Source organism: Ureibacillus yapensis (assembly GCF_003515775.1).
GTDB classification, from domain to species: Bacteria; Bacillota; Bacilli; order Bacillales_A; family Planococcaceae; genus Ureibacillus; species Ureibacillus yapensis.
Genome location: NZ_QWEI01000014.1, coordinates 25,603 through 48,503, shown reverse-complemented (window position 1 = coordinate 48,503; position 22,901 = coordinate 25,603). Strand labels below are relative to the sequence as shown.

Sequence of the window (22,901 nt, the reverse complement as noted above, 5' to 3'; positions counted from 1 at the left end):
AGCGCCCAGCCCCTCGAGTCGCTTCAGTCCCTCGGTCGAAAGCTGAAAAGAAGCTTTCGATTCGGGCCTTCCAGCGCTTGTACCTGCCGCTACGCTTTCGGTACACAAAACATCTGTCGATGGCTAAGCGGGGCGCTTCCGCTTTTCTGTGAACAGATAAATTGTAAAACGGACAGATTCATTGCAAAATGGAATTATATAAAGAGAAGGGGGCCCCATCTATGAAAACGGAACAACAATATTTTGAAGAGTCAATGACGATGGCTGAGTATATGGAGCAAATGTCAACGAACTTAAAAGAACCAAGTTTCAAAATTTACGAAAGCTTCACTGTCAATTCGGAAGATGATGTATTTCAGCTATTAAGAGAGAAAAAACCGCACATTTTAACAATTACGGAAGACTGGTGCGGAGATGCGATGCTGAATAATCCAGTAATGCGTAAAATTGCCGAGGAAGCAAATCTCGAGATTCGTTGTGCATTCCGTGATGCGGACACAGAGTTAATCGACCGTTATCTAACAAACGGCGGCCGCGCCATTCCGATTTACTTGTTTTTAAATGAGCAAGGTGAAGTAATTGGAAAATGGGGACCACGTGCTCCTGAATTGCAGCAATTGGTCGTTGATTCACGTGCCGAACTTCCGGACAAAGATGACCCGACATTTGAAGAAAAACAAAAAGAACTGTATACTAACTTGCAGGAGAAATATGTCAAAGACCCACAATGTGCAAAGTGGGTATATGAAGACATAAAATCTGTGATTACGAAAGCGTTGTCATAATATAATGTATAAGACGGAGATGTTCTCTTCAATGATATAATTGAAGGGAACCTCTTTACACATGAAACTGTTTATACATAAAAAAGTATAGGGTGGACAAAAACGATGAAAAGAGCGCGTATCATTTATAATCCAACATCCGGAAGAGAGATTTTCCGCAGAAATTTGCCTGAAGTGTTGGAAAAATTGGAGATTGCAGGTTATGAAACGTCTTGCCATGCGACAACTGGCGAGGGAGATGCAAAAAAAGCAGCTGCTCTTGCGGTCGAACGTGGTTTTGATTTGATTATTGCTGCTGGCGGCGATGGAACATTAAACGAAGTTGTGGCGGGAATAAGTCCCTATGAAAAACGGCCGAAACTTGGCGTCGTACCAATGGGAACAACGAATGACTTTGCAAGGGCAATCCATGTTCCGCGCAAGATCGATGAAGCGATTGATATTATCGTAAAAGGCGATAGCATTCCTGTAGATGTTGGATTAATAAACGATCATCGTTACTTTATCAATATCGCTGCAGGTGGCCGTATTACCGAATTGACATACGAAGTGCCAAGCAAAATGAAAACCCTTCTTGGGCAGCTTGCCTATTACTTAAAAGGAATTGAAATGATTCCTTCGATAAAAGCTACTTCCATGCGAATCGAGTATGATGATGAAGTCTTTGAAGGGGAAGCCATGATGTTTTTATGCGGCTTAACCAACTCTGTAGGCGGATTTGAAAAAATTGCTCCGGATGCTAGTATGAACGACGGATTGTTTACGGTAATGATCCTAAAGAAATGCAGTCTTGCAGATTTTGCCCGGATAGCTTCATTGGCACTGCGCGGCGAACACTTAAATGACCCTAACCTCATTTATAAAAAAGCCAGCGTAGTCAAAGTTACCTCGATAGTGGATGACGAAACAATCCATATTAACCTGGATGGCGAATATGGCGGCGATGCACCCGTTAAATTTACAAACTTAAAACGCCATATTGAAGTATTCGTTCCAATTGAAGAGATTCGAGAGCAAGATCGAGTTTAAGGTAAGTGGACCCATATAACTTTTGGAAAACCCAAAATTATATGGGTCTTTATTTTATTATAGCGGTTTGCAGTTAAAGGAATTAGAGCTATTATGACTTTTCTTCGAATGAAGTCTATAGAAAATCATTAAGTTGAAAATAATGATGGGGAAGAAAATTGATATGGGGAGGTACTATTTAAAAAGTTAAAAAATCACCTTTAAGCATCTGCAATTATACTGTGCAGATGCATTTTTTCGTGGCTTAAAAAGGAACGACAGCAGAAAATCCATGCCAACAATTTATCCGTTCATTCAATGCGAAAATGGGCATAATGCACATGAAGGAGCGAATCTACCATGTATAAAAATCAAGAGAGATGGCTAATTTATTTAAGCTTCGGTGTGGCATGCCTCATGCTTTTATCCATGATCGGCAGATTATTTCGTTAGCGGGGAGGATTTACGTTGATTAACGAGTCAGCGGTGTTTTGGAGTCGGGTACTCACGGAAACCACTTTAACATTTCATATTATTTATGCGACGATTGGTGTCGGAATCCCCTTGATGATCATGATTGCCCAATGGGTGGGCTATAAAAATAATGATGAACATTATATTTTGCTTGCCAGACGTTGGACAAGAGGATTTGTCATTACGGTAGCAGTCGGGGTTGTTACCGGCACAGCCATTGGATTGCAGCTGTCGCTATTATGGCCCAATTTTATGCAGCTTGCAGGACAAGTCATTGCATTGCCCTTATTTATGGAAACCTTTGCCTTCTTTTTTGAGGCCATCTTTTTGGGCATCTATTTATATACTTGGGACCGATTTGATAGCCAAAAGAAACATATGCTGCTGCTGATTCCGGTAGCTATTGGTGCATCCATGTCGGCGGTTTTCATTACAATTGTCAATTCATTTATGAATGCACCCCAAGGATTTGACGTCGTGAATGGGGAACTAGTGAACATCCAGCCTTTAATTGCGATGTTTAACCCAGCCATGCCAACGAAAGTGGCTCACGTGTTGGTTTCGGCTTACATGACTTCTGCATTTATTTTGGCATCCATCGCCGCTTTTCGGCTATTGCAAGGATCGAATCATATTTATCATAAAAAAGCCTTGTTTTTATTAATGAAATTGGGCATCGTCTTTTCTTTTGCCACTGCACTCATTGGAGACTTTTCCGGAAAGTATTTAGCAGAATACCAACCTGAAAAGCTGGCTGCTGCAGAGTGGCATTTTGAAACAACGGGAGAAGCGCCGCTTGTCTTACTGGGTATTATGGACGATGGGGAAGTAAGGTATGAAATTACGGTCCCTTATGGCTTAAGCATTCTTGCACATAGCAATCCATTTGCCGAAGTTATTGGCCTGGATGAGTTTCCGCCAGATGAAATACCACCGCTTTATATCCATTATTTATTTAATATCATGGTATTTATCGGAATGTTTTTGTTTTTAGTTCCCTTAGTCTATGTAATAGGCAAGAGGCGCAGCTGGTCATTTATTAATAAAAAATGGTTCAGATGGGTCATTGTAAGCGGGGGACCCTTATCCATCATAGCTATTGAAGCAGGATGGTGGCTGGCAGAAGTCGGCAGGCAGCCATGGATTCTGAGAGGTTTGATGCGTACGGAACAGGGAGCAACAACAAGTGACCAGGTCGATTTAATGCTGCTGCTATTCTGTATTCTTTACATTGTATTAGGTATCGGCAGTATCGTTGTGCTAAGGAGAATGTTCAGAGCGAATACCATCGAAAGAGAAATTGCAGAAAGAAAATTGGAAAAGAGGTGACATGGCACAATGAACCTGGAGGTATTGGGAGTAACTGTTTTATGGACGTTTTTATTTGGGTATGTAATTGTAGCTTCCATCGACTTTGGTGCCGGTTTTTTTAATGCCTATACTTTGTTGACGAACCGCTCGCATATCCTGTCTGATATCATTAAACGTTATCTTTCCCCGGTTTGGGAAGTGACGAATGTTTTCCTAGTATTTTTCTTTGTAGGGATTGTCGGCTTTTTCCCGCTAACTGCCTTTTACTATGGAACCATTTTGCTGGTCCCTGTCAGCATTTCAATCATTTTATTGGCGGTACGGGGTTCCTACTATGCATTTGAATCCTATGGAGCGGCAGGGCATAAAGGCTATGCACTCGCATATGGACTGTCGGGTCTTTTAATACCGGCCTCTCTTTCGGTGGTCTTGACAATCTCAGAAGGCGGCTTTGTTGATATTGTTGATGGGCGGCCAGTTCTTGATTTTTGGGCGCTTTATACGAGTCCTCTTAGCTGGAGCATTGTGCTATTGAGTATTGCTGCTGTACTTTATATATCAGCTGTATTTTTAACTTGGTATGCTTGGAAAGCTAATGATCCGCAAGCGAGTGATTTAATGCGGAAGTATTCGTTGATTTGGGCGCTTCCATTAATCATTACGGCAATCGGCATCATTGTGGAAATGCGCGATCACAATGCCGTGCATTTTAACAGTATCGTTAGTCTTTGGCCGCTTTTCTTGTTGTCGGGACTATTATTTCTGGTGACAGTATGGTTTTTGTGGAAAAAACGGAACTATGGTTTAGCGGTCATTTTATTGATATTCCAATTTGCTTTTGCTTTTTTTGCATACGGAATATCCCATTACCCATATTTGTTATACCCACACCTGACGATTCACCAAGGGTTTACAAATACGGAAATGGCCATTGCCTTGGTAATTGCGTTTATTCTGGGACTTTGCTTGTTGCTGCCATCTCTGTATCTTTTGTTCAGGCTGTTCTTATTCAATAAAAAGTACGTAACGGGAGAGCGAAATGACCATGTATAGGAGAGATCAATATGAATGACTTTATGATTTTTGTGGCACCGTTTATAACGGTGATTCTTTCCATTATTTTCGCCTTCATATTAGCGCCTCTGGACAAATTGGTGAAAGAGGAGAAGGAGTAAATAATTGTTTGGGTACCTGACATACGGCAGAAATTTTTGCGCCTGTCGTTTCACTTTCGGCGCAGAAAAACAACCTAACTCAACTTACTGTTGAGTTGGGTTGTTTTTTGGTAGAATAAAAGGACTGAAATGGAGGACTCGACATGGTAGCACCAGTAAAGAAAAATGATCGTAAAACTGTTTATATAGAAGATTTGACGCATGATGGCAATGGCGTGGCTAAAATTGATGGGTATCCGCTATTTATCCAGGGGGCATTGCCCGAAGAAACGGTGGAAGTTCATGTCCTTAAGACATTAAAAAATTACGGATTCGCGAAAATCGTGGATATTATCAAGGAATCTCCTGACCGAGTAAAGGCTCCTTGTATTTACTTTGGAAAATGCGGGGGATGCCAGCTGCAGCATTTGTCTTATGAAGGGCAATTGAAGTGGAAGGAAAGCATGGTACGCAATGTCATGAAACGCATCGGGAAAATCGATGCGCCGGTGCTTCCGGTAAAAGGAATGCAAGATCCATGGAATTACCGTAACAAATCCCAAATTCCATTTTCAATGACCGAGACAGGTCCGATTGCCGGTTTTTATAAATCCAAAACCCATGAAATCGTGGATATGGAGCGTTGCTTAATTCAAGTGGGCGAAGCGGATATGATGATGGCAAACTTGAAAAAAGAACTGATGGAAATCGGACTCCAACCGTACAATGAGGCATCCCACCAAGGAATGCTGCGCCATGTAGTGGTCCGTAAAGGCCATGCAACCGGGGAAGTCATGATTGTTCTCGTCACGAATAAACACAAATTCCCTCAAAAAGAAGAAGCAATTGCGCTGATTCGAAAGCTGGTTCCGAATGTGACGTCGATTGTGCAAAACATCAACATTGAAAAAACGAATGTCATTCTTGGGAATGAAACGGTGACGCTTTGGGGCAAAGACTTTATTGTGGATACCATAGGCGACGTTCGCTTTGAAATTTCCGCGCGCTCTTTCTATCAAGTCAACCCAGTTCAAACGGAAGTGCTGTACAAGCAAGCACTGGATTATGCGCAATTGACGGGGACTGAAAGAGTCATCGATGCTTATTGCGGCATCGGGACGATTTCATTATTCCTGGCACAAAAAGCAAAGTCGGTGATGGGTGTAGAAATCGTGGAGCAAGCCATTGAGGATGCCAAGCATAACGCAGAGTTGAATGGCTTTACGAATACTTATTTTGAGGCAGGCCCGGCGGAAGAGGTCATCCCGCGCTGGTATCTGGACGGCAAAGAAGCAGATGTGCTGGTAGTGGATCCTCCGCGTAAAGGCTGCGATGAAGCACTATTAAATACAATCATCGAGCAAAAACCAAAACGCGTGGTCTATGTCTCCTGCAACCCAGCGACCTTGGCTCGCGACCTGCGAATCTTGGAAGACGGCGGATATAGAACAATGGAGATTCAGCCAGTGGACATGTTTCCGCAGACGACGCATTGTGAAGCGGTTGCTTGGTTGGAGTTATCATAGAGGAATAAAAACACTATACTAATCAAGAAACCTTAAACATAATCTTGAGACATGGTAAAGCATCGATATATCGAAAATAAATAAGCTCACCTTTTAAGGCACAACTATAATTAAAATTTATAGTTGTGTTTTTTATTGAATATTAGTGATGTATACTTAACTTAGTGTAATGGATATTTTTAGGGGGTACAAAGAGCGGTAGGATCCTCTTATTATTTTCTTTATCTATAAAAACATTTTTTATTTTTGGATTAAAAGTTATTAAAATACGTTCTAATAGTAATAGTAATAGTAATAGTAATGGGAAAGGGGCGATTCGATGGAATGGTTACTCCTGCTTGCAGTTTTTATTTGGTTTGTTTTATTTTTACGCAAAAAACGCTCATTTAAATTTGGTTTATCTCCCAAATCATTAGAGATAAAACAAATTAAAGGATTAAAAAAACTAAGTGATAACCTCGAGCAATCCATTAGTAAAAGCTATTTGAACAACGTAGAAGAGCGGGTAGGAAAAGAAAATAGGTTAAAAGAACATGAGTACGAGTGGCGTCTCATGGACTTGAAACGCTATTTTATTTTGACTTCACTTTTAAAAGAGTCACCAATGTTTAGTGAGAAAGTAGATGAACTGTGGCATCAGATGCTCATGTTTACCCGTGAGTATGATGAATTTTCAAAGAAATATCTTGGGACAACACTTCATCACAGGCCAAATGTAAATGTTGAACCCAATCCTGATTTACGCGGATTTTTTGATTGGGTGTATGCTGAGCTCTTTTTCATAAGACAGGAGAACATCCATCTTTATAATGGTTTTTTCAGAAACCCTGTACATCCCGATATTATTGATGATTTTAAAGAATTAACAGAAGTTGAACTAATAGATAACTATTTTAAGAGTGATAGCAAATATATGGCTACTGTCCTCGCGCTTATTTCATCCATGAAAAAAACCGCAAATAGAATAAAAAATTATGAAAAAAAGCAAATACGCGAAATGATGAAAAAAAGTAAATCTCAACAAAATTACAATGAAATGCTCGTTCCTTTCATGTCTGTTTCTTATTTTCACTATGATGAATTTTCAAGTTACATGAAAATAAGCAATAACAATTCATCAAGTTGTACTAGTTGCGGATCCGCAAGCGCCTGCAGCACATGCACATCCGATAGCTCTTTCTCATCCGGTAGTTCTTGCTCAAGCTGCGGTGGGGGTGGAGATTAATAAAAAAATTCACTCAGAATTTTAACTAAATGAAGAAAATAACAAGAAATAGATTCCAGGCAATTTCTAGCCTCACATAATCAACTACGTGGTGAACTGTTTACTAGGCATTCCTCAAAGCCAGCACCATGTGTTGCCACCAACACTCCGCACATCGTGAAGCGGTGGCGGGGTTAGCGTTAGTATAAAAAAGAAGAACGAATTCCTGATGGGGGACTTCGTTCTTTTTCTTTGTTAACATGAGTGTATTTTTAAAAAAACAAATTCATTAACAATAATTGTTTAACCATATTTGTTAAAGAATTATACGAGCCTTATCGATATTGGTATGCAAAGGTAATTTTATATGCAGAAGAATTTCGTAAATTAATAATTATTTATTCACGCAACATATGAAAACATATTTCCAAGTTTTTTAAGTGTCGATTTCTTTAATAACAAACCCTTTGGCAAAGGTATGAGACGATCTGTCATTTCACCGGGTGTAACATCAAAACCCTGCGCAATCCAGTCCATAATCAACCCCGCCGTACCATATGCCATATAATGCTTTTGGCAGTGATCATCAACAGAAGACACGCCGTATTGAATATCAAATTTATTTTTCAATAAATTAAATATCGCTTCAGGCAGCTGCTGGTGAATGCATGGCAAGGTATCTTCTAAAAGTATTAACGTATAGTAATCACGGTGATCGTAAATATAATACAACAAATCGAAGGAGGTTGTTGTTAACTCTTTTACTTTTACACGACTATCGCTTTGGTATTTAGACATGCTGTAATGCTGAATGGCTTCAAACATTTCATCCATTAACTCTTCAACAAGCTCATTTATGTTTTGATAATACACATAATAGGTTGTTCGATTATATTCCGCATAATCAACGATGTCTTTCACCGTAACAGCACTAAATCCCTTTTTATGTACCATTTCAATAAATGCCTTTTTTAAGAAATTCTTAGTCCGCATCGCTTGGTTGGAACTGGATTTCTTCATATTCCTCTCCTATTAGACAGATTTGATGAAAGTGTTGGTTTACTCAACATTATATCAAATATTAAGGATGGTATATAGAAAGGAAAATCTAGTAAACTATAAATATAGGTAGAATAAAAAATAAGATTTCAACAATTTGGAGGAGATAGTATGAGAGGTTGGCTATTTTCAGGTACAAATAAACCACTAGAATTGATTGAAAAAGAAGATCCAAAAGCGATTCCAGGACACGTAGTGATAGAAGTGAAAGCTGCTGGTCTATGCCATTCTGATGTTGCAGCATTACAAGATCCAGGTTGGATGCCGCTTTTCCCAAATGGTCCTGTTATTATGGGGCATGAGTTTGCCGGGGTTGTTATTGAAGTGGGTGAAGGTGTTGAAGGTATTAAAGTCGGAGACCGCGTTGGGGCTAACCCAATGGATCGAGCAACGAAAATAACTGCCGGGTACACCTATGACGGAGGATATGCAGAAAAAGTGCGTGTTCCTGCTCACCAATGTGTGATCATTCCTGAAGGCGTTTCCTTTGTAGAAGGGGCAGCTTCAACAGATGCGGGAATCACAGCGTATCGTGCTCTTTTCAGTATTGGACAAGCAAAAGAAGGTACAAAATTAGGAATTATCGGTATCGGTGGACTGGGTCAATTTGCTCTACAAATGGCATTAATTAAAGGTTGCGAAGTATACGCTACAGATGTATCTCCAGAAGCTCAAAAACTTGCTGAAGAACTAGGAGCTAATAAAGTTTACGATACTGTTCTAGATATGAAAGAAGCAGAATGCGATGTCATTGTTGACTTTGCTGGTTTTGGACAAACAACTTCTGATGCATTAGAAGCTGTAAAAGTTCAAGGAACAGTTGTTATTGTTGGTATGGGTAAATTAGAATCGAATATCAACACGTATTTAATGATTACAAAAGAAATTAAGCTTTTAGGAAGTAATGGGGGGTCAGTAGAAGACTTACAAGGTGTATATGATTGCTTCGCTACTGGAAAAATGAATCCAAATCTTATCACAATCCCGTTTGAAGAAGTCGACAAAGGTATAGAAAAACTGAAAAATCATGAAGTTAAAGGCCGTTTAGTGGCGGTATTTGAATAAATGTAAGTTTTCTTTAAAAAGTAGAGGTTGGGATAAAAAATCCTCTGAAATTAAAATGCCTGTGAAATTTTGCCTTAAAATTTCACAGGTTTTTATATTTTCAACATAAAAGTTTATAAAAATCATACTAGCAAACAAATAATGGAGAAAGGAAATTTGTGTTCACCCAATTTCTCCACTCCTTTAACTTGAAGCCAGTTATGTCCCAGTTTGATTGAAAAACAAGGTATAAACGACTTAAGATAAATTCCTATCCTATAAGAAAAGCATCTAAATAATATTTGGAAAATTGGTTCATTCTTCATTTAAGAATAGCCGTTACCAACAATAAGATTTAAAGCTGCTTATTTTCGAATGAGCAGCTTTTTATTGCCAATCTAAGTAAATTGAATCAAGGCTTTTTTATTAAATGAATAAGGGAAGAGTTTGAATATCACTTATAAAAAGAAGGAGCATAAATAACGATCCTAATTAGGTATCTTCTATTGTAATGGTTGATGATTAGTTTGTTCTTCTAAAACATTGATTAATTCGTCAACAAATTTGGAGTTTTCTTCGTAATGCGGCATATGGCCTGATTGTTCAAACCAGACTAATTTCTTTCTGGGGGCTTTTAATCGTTCAAAGTAATTCTGTGCCAATTCATTGGGTGCAGAGTAATCATGTTTTCCTAAGAAAAAATAAACAGGAATGTCTACTGAATTAACCAATTCACTTAGGTTGGTTAAAAGTAATTCTTGATGTAAATGTTTGACACTGAACAAAGAACCTTTAAAAAACTTTATTTTATCCAATAAACTGTATTCCGGTGCTGAAAAAATCCCTTTAAAGATTTCTGTCCCTTGGCTGTTGTACATTTTCCCGCCGAATTTAGCCAACCAGACGGAATATTTCCACAACCCCTTACTAAAATTATTAAATGGCGGTCTTCCGATTTGTTCTAATTCCTTTATGGCTTTTTGATTTCCAAGTTCTTTTGCCTTCTTCAAAGTCCAATCATAAGATACTGTAAGATTATCAAGTAGGCCTACCACTTGCGCTGTCCCTATATAAGCATGAAAATAATTTGGGTATTGTTTGACCATTAGCATGCCTAACAGAGTTCCAAACGAATGGCCGTGTAAATAAAACTTTTCGTTGGGTTTATTTAGCTTCTTTCTAACATATTGAATCACTTCTTCACCATCAGCAAGCAATTGGGAAATGTTCATACTCTCCGGCTGCACACTCTTGGAGTAGGATTTTGCTGCACCTCTTTGGTCCCAATTCACAATGGTGAAATACCTTTCAAGAGGCTCGTTAAGCATATGGGAAAGATAAATTTCACTTTGTCCAGGCCCCCCATGAATCATTAACAGAACAGGATTGTTCAGGTTTTCTCCTCTAATCATAATCGACTGCTTAACCCCGCCAATGTGTACACTTTCCATGCTCACAATACTATTTTCGCCAGGGATTTTCCTAGCTTTAGCAGTGATATTCATCTCAATTATCTCCCCTTATAAAGTTTGTATATCCAAATTTGGATATAAGTCTATAAAGATGAATATCCGAGAAGGGATATTCATTTGAAAATTAAATTAATGCTATTGCTCGTTCTACCGTTTTTATATCAATATCCAGGATTTCTAAACTACTTTTAAAAGACAACAACATGAGTGGATCGGATCCCTTTGATTCACTGGCAGCTTGCTTTCTTATTTCCCACTGTTCTCTGAGCTTTTTTAAGTCATTGAGATTTTCATTAAGAATAGATAGGGCTTCATCTTGATCAAGGTGGCGCATCATGGACAACGCCAACATGAAATCTGATTTTAAGGAATGTGGTTTTTCGCCAAGATTTTGTTTTATAAGCTCTAGGTGTTTTTCTTCACCAGCCTTAGTAATTTTGTAGATAACCCTTACTCTTGAGCCGGTTCGCTCCTCTTTGAAAGGTTCAATCAACTGCTCTTTCTCTAGTTTAGAGATGGAGTAATAAATCGACCCCGATAACAGATTGGCCCAGTCGTCAATTTTACTTTCTTGGATTATTGTCTGGATTTCATAGCCATGCATCGGCTTTATTTTCAATAATCCCAAAATCACCAATTCAGACATCTTATAACCTCCAAGTTTTTATATCCAACATTGGATAAATAAAGAATAAATCACCATCCAATTAATGTCAACATTATTTTGGAAATTTTTCTAAGTTTATGACTGGTAATAATCTCATAGCAAAATCAAAACAAGGAATGATAAATCATCTCAATATTAGATTATTTTCATTGAAAAACGATATTGGCGAGATTGATTGGAAGGATATAGAATAATTTCAACAAAAGAAAAATTCCAAAGGAAAGGTGCTCCCACACAAGTTCCACATTTTTTAATATTGTTCAAAGGTGAGCAGAGTGATTCGAAAATTTATGGGTAGCCATAAAATCTATAAAAAAGGTGATGTGACTTGAAAAAAATCGAAGCCATTATAAGACCTCAAAAGCTTACGGAGACCATTAAAGGGCTAAAAAGTATAGGTATTACGGGATTTACCATATCCCAAGTGGTAGGCAGGGGGAAACAGAAGGGTAGCCAAGGAGTTTATCGGGGGAAAAATTACAAAGTAACGCTTCATCCAAAAGTGAAATTGGAAATTGTCCTTTCTGATTATATGGTCGAGCAAACAATTAAGAAAATAGTTGGTTCCGCCCAAACGGGAGAAGATGGCGACGGTAAAATTTACGTTTATCCGATTCTGGAAGCCTACAACATTCGTACAGGAGAAGAAGACGATAACATTGATGATTTAGTAAATGGAAAGGACTAACCACTATGGAATTAATGTATTTAAATACGGTATGGATTGTAATAGCTGCAGCCATGGTGTTATTTATGGAAGGTGGATTTAGTTTACTGGAATCTGGTTTTGTAAGAACGAAAAATGCTGTCAATGTAACAATGAAGATTTTTGTTGATTTAACGATAGGGGCTTTAGGATTTTGGGTAGTTGGATTTGGGGTCATGTTCGGGAAAGATGCATTTGGAATCATTGGTACCAGCCTTTTTGGCAGTCCGGAAAAAATTGCGCTTTCTATTGAATTGCCTGGTGCAGCCTATGTGCTGTTTCAAATGGGATTTGCAGTGGCCTGTGTCTCGATTATTTCAGGCGCCGTAGCTGAACGTATGAATTTTAAAGCTTATATTGTAACAGTAGCTCTTATTTGTACCGTTATTTATCCACTTTCAGGTCATTGGATTTGGAACAGCGATGGATGGTTGGCGGAGTTGGGCATGAAAGATTTTGCCGGGTCGGGTGCTATTCACGCGGTTGGAGGATTTGCAGCGTTTTCAATGGCTAAACGGTTAGGAGCGAGAAGCGGTAGATTTAATTCGGATGGAAGTGCCAATGTATTTGCACCTAGTAATATACCTTTAGCTTCAGCTGGTGCTTTTATTTTATGGTTTGGGTGGTTTGCTTTTAATGCGGGAAGTACGCTAGATGCCTCAAATACAGATCTTGCATCAATTGCTCTTAATACTATGCTTGCTGGTGCAAGCGGTGGTACAGCCGCTTTATTCTTAACGATGAAAAAGTTCGGAAAAGCTGATCCCAGCATGATGATTAATGGAGTATTAGCCGGGCTGGTCGCCATCACAGCCGGATGTGCCTTTGTTTCTCAATGGAGTGCAATCTTGATTGGAGTTGCCAGCGGTATAATTGTGATTTATGCTACTTTATTTGTAGACAATTTAAAAGTAGATGACCCGGTCGGAGCTGTAGCAGTTCATGGTTTCAATGGCGTGTTTGGAACGATTGCCGTTGGATTATTTGATCAGTCACAAGGTCTGTTAACAACAGGAAATTTTTCTCTTCTAATCATACAACTAGTAGGTGCGGCGGTAGTCTTGGTTTGGGGACTTATTGGTGGAACGATAATAGGTAGGGTTTGTGAAAAGACGGTTGGCTTCCGAGTAAGCAAACGGGAGGAAGAAGAAGGTTTGGATATGTCCTACCACGGGATCCCGGCCTATAACGAAATAGAAAGATTCACGGATATTCCTACAGGTTTGTATGATTTTGAAGAAACAACAGGTATTTCTGTTGCCCGAGCTAGCAGTAAAAAAGAAAGAGTGGTTTAGTCACTCAAGAATTATTAACGCAATCGGAAGGCAGCACTGTTGCAACTGATGAAACACCCGTTCATTATCAAGCCATTGTAAGGCGGTGGGGTGATTCGAGATGGTCTAGTAAAATAAATCAGAATGACAGAATGAATAAGTGGTCATTAGGCTCTAAACTCGATTGAAGATCAGAGTCTTTTCTTGCCTCTTTTTTTGCTATTGGTTAATTTCAGAACCATTTTTAACCACGATATATTATCTGTATTATTATACAAATCTAGCTTTAATTCCAAATGTTGATGAAATAAAGTGAAAAGTTAATGGGTTTGTTTTTTGTTATTTGAAATCGCATATTTAAGAAGGATTTTTTATATAAATCTTTGATTAATATGGATTTTGGTAATATTTTATAGCTGAACCTTTAGAATTTTCTGTTGATTATAACAATTTATCCTGTTAAAATTAATTATTATTTTTAAAAAACGAATTGTTTGAATGAAAATAGTTTCATAGTTATGCATTTAATTTTAAATATATACAAAATAGGAGGTAAGGATATATGACCAAGTACAGAGATTTGAATGTTCCACTTAGAACAATAATGACGCCAGGGCCGGTAGAAGTTGATCCAAGAGTATTGAGAGCGATGGCTACTCCAATTTTAGGACAATTTGATCCTGCCTTCACGAATATCATGAATGAAACAATGGAAATGCTTCGGGCTGTATTTCAAACAGATAATCAATGGGCATTCCCGGTTGATGGAACGTCCAGAGCAGGGATTGAAGCTGTCTTGTGCAGTTTGATTGAACCGGGAGATAAGGTTTTGATACCCATATACGGTCGATTTGGGTATCTGTTAACTGAAATCTGCCAGCGTTATGGAGCAGATGTGACAACGATGGAAGTTCCTTGGGGAGAGGTTTTTGACCCGGAAGACGTCATCAATAAGATTCATGAAGTTTCCCCGAAAATTGTTGCCATTGTACATGCCGAAACATCAACTAGCTGCATGCAGCCATTAAAGGAAATTGGAGAAGCTTGCCGAAATGCAGATATTTTGTTGGTGGTCGATGCAGTAGCATCATTGGGTGGAGTCGACCTCAAGGTGGATGAACTCAAGCTTGATGCGGTAATTGGCGGTACACAAAAATGTTTGTCTGTTCCATCCGGATTAGCGCCGATTACTTTTAACGATCGCGTTGAAGCAGTGATAAACAAAAGAAAAAGTATCGAATTAGGCTTAAAAACAGCTCAGAGCGAATTCTCCAACAATCGAATTATCAGTAATTACTTTGATTTAGCGCAGCTCCAAGATTATTGGAGTCCAACCCGCTTGAATCATCATACGGAAGCGACAAGTATGCAATATGCTTTAAGAGAAGGGCTTCGTATTATTCTTGAAGAAGGGCTTGAAAACCGATTTGCTCGACATAAGTTAAACGAAAAAGCATTGGTTGCAGGAATTAAAGCGATGGGCTTGGAGTTATTTGGGGATGAAAAGCACAAACTTCCTGTTGTTACGGCAATTGAGATACCTGCTGGAATTGACGGTGAAGAGGTGCGTGCATTGATGCTGGAGGACTTTGAAGTTGAAATTGCCAGCTCTTTCGGACCGCTCCACGGAAAGATTTGGAGAATCGGAACAATGGGATATAGTTCCCGCAAGAAAAATATTCTTCATGTTCTAGCAGCATTGGAAGGAACGCTTATTCGCAAAGGCTTTAATGTGAATAGAGGCGAAAGCTTACAGGCAGCCTTAGATGTATATGATGAAATTAAAAACCTTGTAACTGTTTAAGCAGGTAAAATGTTCATTTAGAACATGTTATAAAGCTGGAAATCGGCAGAAGCTTTTTATTAAATTTGTTTAGCGATAAATTTTGAAATCCGTAGAGGTGGATTTTTAAAATTTATCGCTTTTTTGTTTTCATGTTGCTGAAGAACTTGCAGCAAGACTATTTCCATTAGAAAAGTGGCCTGGAAAAGAGTATAATTTGAAAGTTACTCCAATAATGCTAGATTCGATTTCCGAAGAATCCTATAAGTACAGATACGGGGAAAATAAGTGTTAAACTAGTGCCAAAGAATATTAGAGATAAAAAGCACAAACAATACCAGTAAATACAGCGTTCCAACAGTGTGTTTGCTGTTCTATGGGATAAATTCGCTGAGATATATTCTGTACACAATGCTAACCTGGCATGGTGGGAGTTTATTATAATGAATTAAAAATATAAAAGCAGACCGTTGAATTGGGAAATGTCCTCATTATTTTATCTGCTTATTACTTATACATGAGAGGAATGAAATCTTAAAATGAAAGAAAATTTTTGGGCTGAATTACCGAGACCATTTTTTGTTTTAGCGCCAATGGAAGATGTAACGGATGTTGTATTCCGCCATGTTGTCGCTAAAGCAGGCAGGCCGGACGTATTTTTCACGGAGTTCACAAATTCGGAGAGCTACTGTCATCCAGAAGGCATGAACAGTGTGCGTGGACGTTTGCTATTTACCGAAGATGAACAGCCCATGGTCGCGCATATTTGGGGAGACCGTCCGGAAAATTTCCGCAAAATGAGTATAGGTATGGCCGAGCTCGGCTTTAAAGGGATTGATATCAACATGGGTTGCCCCGTGCCGAATGTCGCACAAAGAGGAAAGGGTAGTGGCCTTATCCTTCGTCCAGATGTTGCAGCAGAGCTGATTGAAGCAGCAAAAGCTGGTGGGTTGCCGGTAAGCGTGAAAACTCGCCTTGGATATACGGAAGTAGATGAATGGAAGGAATGGCTGACGCACATTTTAAAACAAGATATCGCAAACCTTTCGATTCATTTACGTACGCGTAAAGAGATGAGCCAAGTAGATGCACACTGGGAGCTAATCCCGGAAATTAAGGCGCTGCGTGACGAGATCGCACCAAACACGTTACTAACAATCAACGGTGATATTTTAGATCGTCAAATGGGACTTGAACTTGTTGAAAAATATGGTGTTGATGGTGTAATGATTGGGCGGGGCATTTTCAAAAATCCGTTTGCCTTTGAAAAAGAGCCGAAAGAGCATAGTACGGAGGAATACCTGGACCTTTTAAGATTGCAATTGGATCTGCAGGATTATTATGCGCAAGAAGTACCACGTTCCATGTCAGGGCTGCACCGCTTTTTCAAAATTTATGTGAAAGGCTTCCGAGGCGCGGGTGAATTGCGAAATCAACTGATGAACACAAAATCAACAGATGAAGTACGTGCATTGCTTGATCGCTTTGAATCAAACAATGCTGATTGATAACGGGGCAGTATAATATTACTGAGAAAAGCAAGAACATAACCCGCCAGCCGTGGATAGAATTAGCGAAGAACGAATTCGATAGGGAATTCGTTCTTTTTTCTTGGCGTTTTATTATGGCAGCGGTCAATCTAGAAACTTCTGGCAAACCCTTCTCTCTTATGAAAGATTAGTTATTAACATACCTGGTAGTCCAACGAAGTACTTTTCCTTTTCTAACTATCCTGCATCTCTGTATCTCTCTGCACATCGCAAATCGGGTGGCGTGATGGCGTTCAATTTCTTCCCAAAGATGTAGTATGTTACAATAATAATAGTGTTTTGTGATTTATTATAGATTGAGGGCCTGCTTACCTTCTTCTTTTAACGGAGGACTTTTTCATGATAAAGAACAAAAAAAAGAAAATGAATTGGAAGAAAATAATGGAAGCTTTTCTTCTAATCACCCTAATCCTTTCAATTATATATATCATCTTTAAGATTATTTATGCGCCAACAGATGCAGAGAGCTCCGATACATATACAAAAGTCAAAAGCGACTATACGCTTATGCTGATTCAATGCGTCTTGGGGATTGTCATAATGAGGATTCCGGCAATCATTGAAAGAACGAAAACGATTGACATACCGGACATTATGGAGCTCCTTTATTTTGTATTCCTTTACTGTGCTATCTATTTGGGGGAGGTACAGAATTTTTATTATCTTATTCCTTTTTGGGACAATATACTGCATGCATTCAGCGGCGCGATGCTCGGGGTACTGGGCTTTATGATTGTAAACTATTTGAATGAAGCAGAAGGCTGGAAAATTGAATTAAATCCTTTTTTCGTATCATTCTTTGCTTTTTGTTTTGCTTTAACATGTGGGACTGTCTGGGAAATCTATGAATTTTTATGTGATGGACTTTTGAAAACAAATATGCAGAAATTTGCTTTAGCGGACGAGACCCTGCTGATTGGAAGAGATGCCGTTTACGATACGATGATGGATCTGATTATTGATGGTCTTAGTGCTTTCGTTATCTCCACTATTGGTTTTTTCAAACTTAGAAAAGAAGGCAAATAAATCTACTTGAGAAAAAATGATCAAATTTTTCAGAAAGTTGAAACATCTGGCTGAAGCTGAAAGGATTCAATACTTGTGAGGAAAATGGAGAAGTAATATAAGGATGTGGCAATAAATTGAATATTTTAGTAACGTTGAATTCAAACTATATCAAGCCGTTGAAGGTTATGCTCAAATCACTTTTTCTAAATAATGATAAGGAGAGCTTTACCATTTACTTAATGCATTCAAGCCTTCTTAAGGAGGAATTGAGTGAGTTGCGCGAGTTTATTGAAAATCAGGGGAACCTATTGGAGATAATCGAAATAAAGGATGACTACTTTTCGGACGCACCCATACTTCTGCATTATACAAAAGAAATGTACTATCGGTTGCTTGCGTTTAAATTCCTGCCTCAGGATTTGGATCGGATTTTATATCTTGATCCGGATATTTTAGTAATCAACTCAGTATCCGGTCTTTATAATCAGGATATTAGTGGGCATTTGTACGCTGCCGCCTACCACGATATTCTATCCATTAGAGAAATTAATAAGGTGAGATTAAATGCTTATGATATCGATGCCTACTACAATTCAGGTGTATTATTAATGAATTTGGAATTGCAGCGAAAAATTGTTGATGAGCAAGAAATCTATAATTTTGTCCAAAAAAATGGACAAAAGCTCATTATGCCTGACCAAGATATCCTAAATGCACTCTATTCCCAAAAGATTAAGAGCCTAGATGAAAGACTGTACAATTATGATACTAGGTATTATCGCTATTATAAGCTTAAAAATAACGGTATATGTGATATGGACTATATTTTTGAGAATACCGTCATCCTGCACTTCTGTGGAAAGAAAAAACCATGGAAGAAAAAATATAGCGGAAAATTTCATGCCTTATATAAGCACTATGAAAAGCTAGCTTTAAATAATCGTTGATTAAAGATAACATCACTTGCATCACCCTATTATTATTTGATAAACGCTAAAGGATCCCCATCTTCCTTGAAAAGTGGGGATTCTAAATTGTAAAGGGTGGCATGATTAGAAATTAGTTTAAAGAAATGGAACGATTTCGATGAAGGAATTTGTTCTTTTTTCTTGGCGTTTTTTCCGAGTAGTCATTGTTTGAAATACCGATCTGCCACCAGTTTCCAATCTTCCAAAAATAAAGGCCATAGGTTAGGGCGACGCCTTACTGCTAAAGGATGGTAGGCAACGGTTGTCGGGTAGCCATTTACCTCATGGATTTTCCCTCTTAACGATTTTACTTCTGCTTCGGGATTCTGAAAGAAGGATTGGACTGCTACATTTCCTAAACAAACAATCAACCTAGTCTGTTTTGAATGCAGCTGTTGTTTAAGGTGGCTCATGCAGATATCTCTAGTCTTTTCTTTATCATAGGCCCGAGTAGGTTTTCTTTTTAAGATATAAGTTACATACAAATCATCAACTGTTAAGCCAACTTCATTGGTGGCTTGCTGTAAGGTTTGCCTTGTCCCGCAGACGTATGGTTGATTGTCCCGATTCTCGCGAGCCCCGGGATTATCCAATAATATAATAATCGGTGCTTGAGGATTTCCTTCGCCCCAAACCATCCGTGAGCCATGCTGATTCAATCCGCATTCACTACAATCTAAGAGGTCTTCTGGAGTTGGATCCTCTGGCCATAATGAGGCGCTAAATTTCTGCAAACTCTTCTCCCTCCAATGAAAGATTTATTGTTAATATGCCCAATAATCCTACGAAGTACTTTATTAATTCTAAAAATAATCACGGGCATCTACATGTCGACTCCTACATTCTGCGTTTTGCGAAGGAGTGGAGTACCCTAAAATTAGCGAATGAAGAATTAACAGTTGAGGCAGTGGTATGAAACATATCGAGACATTCTAGGAAAACAGAAAGTATAGAAGAACTAAAAAAGAGGATAAAAACTTTATTCCCAAATTAAAAAATGCATTTTCAGCTGTTGAAAAACTCATTGTTGCGCAGGTTGTCTGCAGAGAGGGCGACTTTATCGAAGATTGGCTAAGTTGGTTTATGACTGCTACAAAGTCATTGAGTTCGTTTTCAATTTTGTTGTTTTGGCGTTTGGTTTCGCCAACTGTTTGCAAAATCTGTTCAAAGTCATTTTCAGTTTCTTTTAGTTGCTCATTTCCTTTGGCTACCGTTGTTGGAATGGTTCGTGATTTTATAGATATATATATAGGGTTTTCCCTATATTTTCACTTTTTCGTGGAGGAAAAAAACAGTGAGTCAAATTGGCCTCACTGTTTTACTTTTTGCCATCAATCAAAGATATAACTGATAACTTCCATTGCTTGATCCACGGTTTCCACGGTTACATTTGCTTTGTTTGAAAGCTCTTTTAATGGGTGAATTAAGGATTCGGGCCTGATGATAATCGTCGGCTTGTTCATGGCAATGGCTGTGCTTGCGTCCATCGCTGTATTCCATTGTCTATATTTATCTCCAAATAAGGCAATGACGATATCCGCTTTCTGCATTAAGACTTGCGTTCTGAAGTTATTGATATCCGATGCTGCATGATCTTTATAGAGATTGGATGGTTGCTTACCGAGAATTTCTTCGCCGATATTGTCCGAACGCTCATGGTTTGTTTGCGGAGCTACAAAATGAAGCGGAAGGTTTTTTGCCTTTGCCTTTTGTGCAACATCCTCTCGCCAATTATCGTGGATTTGACCTGCTAAATAAACAATAAGTTCCATTTTACTTCCTCCGATACCTTTATACTCATTTATATAGTATCTAATTTAGTGAAGTTTTCAAAGGAATCCTCTTACACCCGCATGGAATGTAATACCTCACCCGCAATATGTTATGGTTGTAAAGGATAGATAATAAACCATGCTATCACCATGGTTAAGGAGGTCAACGATGAATATCGGTTTAATTGGTGCGGGAGCCATTGCTAATTTTCTATTGGAAGAAATCAACCGAAAACAATGCAAACATTTACGGATTAATAGCATTTTCGTGCGAAATAAGGAAAAATATCGGTTGCTGGAATCAAACTTTGATGTGACATTGTATACGGATCTCGAAGCATTTCTTGACTCCGAAATCGATATTGTAGTGGAGGCGGCGAATATTGAAGCCGTCAAAACCTTGGTGCCATCTGTTATTAAGAGGAAGGATGCAGTATTGATTAGTGTTGGGGCACTTGCAGATGAAGAGGTGCTGACGCAACTTAATCATCTTGTTGAAGAGTACAAAAATAAGATTTATTTGCCTTCCGGTGCTATAGGGGGTTTGGATTTGCTGCAAAATGCACACGCGCTCGGCACTGTCACAAGTGTTTCGTTGACAACACGAAAACCTGCTCGCTCTCTAATCGGGGAAGAAATCGATGAAGCAAAAATTGTATTTGAGGGAAATGCCGGTGATGCCATTAAGCAATTTCCGAAAAATATTAATGTCTCCATTATCCTCTCATTGGCTGGGTATAGAGAAAACAAAAATATGCCTTGTGGCTGATCCACATATCGAGAAGAATGAGCATTATGTGGAAGTGGTTGGCGACTTTGGAGAAGCAACGTTTTCAGTCAAGAATAACCCGCTTCCGGAAAATCCAAAAACCAGCTATTTGGCCGCCATGAGTATACTGGGAACATTGAAGAGAATGGATGGGAAGCTAAGGATTGGTATGTAGGCATAAAAAGAGGACACATTGCTATGTCCTCTTTCTAAATCTGTAAAAATAGCAGATGGATTATTGAACCTCTAAAGTCACATCAATGTTATTTCTTGTGGCTTTTGAGTAGGGACAAACTTGATGTGCTTTGTGAACTAGATCTTCTAATTGGCTTTTTTCGATGTTTGTTCCTTTTACTTGCAATGTAACGGCTAATTTATATCCTTCATCTTCTGCATCTTTCAACAAACTAACATTAGCTGTTACTTCTGATTCGAGCTTTACGCGCTCTTTGCTGGCGACTGATTGCAAAGCACTGCCGAAACAAGCCGCGTAACCGGCTGCAAATAATTGTTCCGGATTAGTGGATTGGTCCAATTCTTTAGCTCTTGGACTTCCAGGCATTGCAGTTTCAAAATTAATAATGCCATCTGAAGATTCGACCTTGCCTTCTCTTCCGCCAATAGCGGTTGCAGTTGAAGTAAATAGAGTATCCGACATACTAACTCATCTCCTTAATTGAAGTTTGCTAATCATAGTACAGTACCCTTTATAAGATGAATTATTCAACAATATACGCCGTTTATGTCAGAGTGAGAGATAAATCTATTGCCATACAAGAAAATCTCCGCCGATGGAAGTTTAACTAATGAAATTTATTTCTTAACCACAGGAATCCACATCTCACCAATAACTAAACCGTCGCGCTGCCCCATCTGAACCGTTGTATTCGGACCACCTACATAGGCAAAATCGTTTGCTTCTGCCAACACTTGACCAAAGGCAATGCCAGCTAGTTGAATATTCAATTCACCGGCCGTTTTCGCTTCTCCTTTAACCACCAAGTATTGTCCTTTGGGGAATTGGATCACTCTTGAATTTTCCTCTGCTGGAATAGTTTCTTTTGTCATAACGCCTGCATAGTGCATCATTTTGTTATTCACCGCTTCGTTTACGGCAAAAATATAGTCATTTGAAGCGATGGATTTTAATTTATCAAGCGTTCCATCTTCGCTGATTTCCTGCCAGAAGTCCACTTTTTCTTTGTTTACTCCCGCAAAGTCGGTGTAATGGCTTTTAAGTTCAACGCCTAAACCGAAAACAATAAAATCGTCTTTTTCTTCCAATGTATAATTTGCCATATTCAAAACCTACCTTTTTTAATTTTATCAAGCGAATTGTCTAAAATACTCGATGGGTATATGATAAC

At 38.8% G+C, this 22,901-nt stretch carries 21 protein-coding genes and 1 pseudogene; 15 read left to right on the top strand and 7 right to left on the bottom strand.

The annotated features are described in order from the left end of the window. The first annotated feature begins 221 nt into the window (after positions 1-221). From D1B33_RS17195 to D1B33_RS17170, 7 genes are all read left to right on the top strand, one after another. Positions 222-785, top strand: a complete 564-nt coding sequence (locus D1B33_RS17195; protein ID WP_118877644.1) for a thioredoxin family protein — start codon at positions 222-224, stop codon at positions 783-785. Between the two features lie 105 nt (positions 786-890). Then, on the top strand, positions 891-1,814 hold the full coding sequence (locus D1B33_RS17190; RefSeq protein WP_118877643.1) for a diacylglycerol kinase: 924 nt from the start codon (positions 891-893) through the stop codon (positions 1,812-1,814). A 447-nt stretch (positions 1,815-2,261) separates the two neighbouring features. Beyond that, positions 2,262-3,596, top strand: coding sequence for a cytochrome ubiquinol oxidase subunit I (locus tag D1B33_RS17185; protein ID WP_118877642.1), 1,335 nt, complete (start codon positions 2,262-2,264; stop codon positions 3,594-3,596). Between the two features lie 9 nt (positions 3,597-3,605). Next, a complete protein-coding gene (locus tag D1B33_RS17180) occupies positions 3,606-4,631 on the top strand; it encodes a cytochrome d ubiquinol oxidase subunit II (protein ID WP_118877641.1) in 1,026 nt (341 codons plus the stop codon). Between the two features lie 11 nt (positions 4,632-4,642). Next, positions 4,643-4,753, top strand: coding sequence for a cytochrome bd oxidase small subunit CydS family protein (gene cydS / locus D1B33_RS18915; protein ID WP_407656755.1), 111 nt, complete (start codon positions 4,643-4,645; stop codon positions 4,751-4,753). 143 nt (positions 4,754-4,896) lie between these two features. Next, positions 4,897-6,258 (top strand): 23S rRNA (uracil(1939)-C(5))-methyltransferase RlmD, encoded by a 1,362-nt coding sequence (gene rlmD / locus D1B33_RS17175; RefSeq protein WP_118877640.1) that lies wholly within the window; start codon positions 4,897-4,899, stop codon positions 6,256-6,258. A 319-nt stretch (positions 6,259-6,577) separates the two neighbouring features. Then, positions 6,578-7,483 (top strand): glycine-rich domain-containing protein, encoded by a 906-nt coding sequence (locus tag D1B33_RS17170; RefSeq protein ID WP_118877639.1) that lies wholly within the window; start codon positions 6,578-6,580, stop codon positions 7,481-7,483. Between the two features lie 381 nt (positions 7,484-7,864). Here D1B33_RS17170 and D1B33_RS17165 read toward each other — a convergent pair whose 3' ends face one another. Continuing rightward, positions 7,865-8,482: a TetR/AcrR family transcriptional regulator gene (locus D1B33_RS17165; RefSeq protein WP_118877638.1), complete on the bottom strand. Its 618-nt coding sequence runs from the start codon at positions 8,480-8,482 to the stop codon at positions 7,865-7,867. A gap of 150 nt (positions 8,483-8,632) precedes the next feature. Here D1B33_RS17165 and D1B33_RS17160 point away from each other — a divergent pair, with 150 nt between their 5' ends. Further along, complete coding sequence (locus D1B33_RS17160) at positions 8,633-9,586, top strand: zinc-binding dehydrogenase (RefSeq protein ID WP_118877637.1); 954 nt, start codon at positions 8,633-8,635, stop codon at positions 9,584-9,586. Positions 9,587-10,068: 482 nt separating this feature from the next. Here the strand turns inward: D1B33_RS17160 and D1B33_RS17155 are convergent, their stop codons facing one another. Together D1B33_RS17155 and D1B33_RS17150 are read right to left on the bottom strand one after the other, a co-directional pair. Further along, positions 10,069-11,070, bottom strand: a complete 1,002-nt coding sequence (locus D1B33_RS17155) for an alpha/beta fold hydrolase (protein WP_118877636.1) — start codon at positions 11,068-11,070, stop codon at positions 10,069-10,071. Positions 11,071-11,161: 91 nt separating this feature from the next. Beyond that, complete coding sequence (locus D1B33_RS17150) at positions 11,162-11,683, bottom strand: PadR family transcriptional regulator (protein ID WP_118877635.1); 522 nt, start codon at positions 11,681-11,683, stop codon at positions 11,162-11,164. Positions 11,684-12,032: 349 nt separating this feature from the next. On the opposite strand from D1B33_RS17150, the gene D1B33_RS17145 reads away from it, so the two are divergent. The 6 genes from D1B33_RS17145 to D1B33_RS17120 all read left to right on the top strand — a co-directional run bounded on the left by D1B33_RS17145 (position 12,033) and on the right by D1B33_RS17120 (position 18,972). Continuing rightward, complete coding sequence (locus tag D1B33_RS17145) at positions 12,033-12,392, top strand: P-II family nitrogen regulator (protein ID WP_118877634.1); 360 nt, start codon at positions 12,033-12,035, stop codon at positions 12,390-12,392. A gap of 5 nt (positions 12,393-12,397) precedes the next feature. Next, on the top strand, positions 12,398-13,705 hold the full coding sequence (locus D1B33_RS17140) for an ammonium transporter (RefSeq protein ID WP_118877633.1): 1,308 nt from the start codon (positions 12,398-12,400) through the stop codon (positions 13,703-13,705). A 541-nt stretch (positions 13,706-14,246) separates the two neighbouring features. Continuing rightward, complete coding sequence (locus tag D1B33_RS17135; RefSeq protein ID WP_118877632.1) at positions 14,247-15,488, top strand: pyridoxal-phosphate-dependent aminotransferase family protein; 1,242 nt, start codon at positions 14,247-14,249, stop codon at positions 15,486-15,488. 518 nt (positions 15,489-16,006) lie between these two features. Then, positions 16,007-16,975, top strand: a complete 969-nt coding sequence (locus D1B33_RS17130; protein WP_118877631.1) for a tRNA dihydrouridine synthase — start codon at positions 16,007-16,009, stop codon at positions 16,973-16,975. A 381-nt stretch (positions 16,976-17,356) separates the two neighbouring features. Then, on the top strand, positions 17,357-18,043 hold the full coding sequence (locus tag D1B33_RS17125) for a DUF2238 domain-containing protein (protein WP_118877630.1): 687 nt from the start codon (positions 17,357-17,359) through the stop codon (positions 18,041-18,043). A 167-nt stretch (positions 18,044-18,210) separates the two neighbouring features. Continuing rightward, positions 18,211-18,972 (top strand): glycosyltransferase family 8 protein, encoded by a 762-nt coding sequence (locus D1B33_RS17120; protein ID WP_233549524.1) that lies wholly within the window; start codon positions 18,211-18,213, stop codon positions 18,970-18,972. A gap of 182 nt (positions 18,973-19,154) precedes the next feature. Here D1B33_RS17120 and D1B33_RS17115 read toward each other — a convergent pair whose 3' ends face one another. Both D1B33_RS17115 and D1B33_RS17110 read right to left on the bottom strand, forming a co-directional pair. Next, positions 19,155-19,727, bottom strand: coding sequence for a uracil-DNA glycosylase (locus tag D1B33_RS17115; RefSeq protein ID WP_233549522.1), 573 nt, complete (start codon positions 19,725-19,727; stop codon positions 19,155-19,157). A 597-nt stretch (positions 19,728-20,324) separates the two neighbouring features. Beyond that, on the bottom strand, positions 20,325-20,765 hold the full coding sequence (locus D1B33_RS17110; RefSeq protein WP_118877628.1) for a YtoQ family protein: 441 nt from the start codon (positions 20,763-20,765) through the stop codon (positions 20,325-20,327). Positions 20,766-20,904: 139 nt separating this feature from the next. On the opposite strand from D1B33_RS17110, the pseudogene nadX reads away from it, so the two are divergent. Further along, positions 20,905-21,709, top strand: a pseudogene (nadX, locus tag D1B33_RS17105) (aspartate dehydrogenase). Between the two features lie 60 nt (positions 21,710-21,769). Here nadX and D1B33_RS17100 read toward each other — a convergent pair. Together D1B33_RS17100 and D1B33_RS17095 are read right to left on the bottom strand one after the other, a co-directional pair. Further along, positions 21,770-22,192, bottom strand: a complete 423-nt coding sequence (locus D1B33_RS17100; RefSeq protein WP_118877627.1) for an organic hydroperoxide resistance protein — start codon at positions 22,190-22,192, stop codon at positions 21,770-21,772. Positions 22,193-22,347: 155 nt separating this feature from the next. Further along, complete coding sequence (locus D1B33_RS17095; RefSeq protein WP_118877626.1) at positions 22,348-22,833, bottom strand: GyrI-like domain-containing protein; 486 nt, start codon at positions 22,831-22,833, stop codon at positions 22,348-22,350. Between the last annotated feature and the right edge of the window lie 68 nt (positions 22,834-22,901).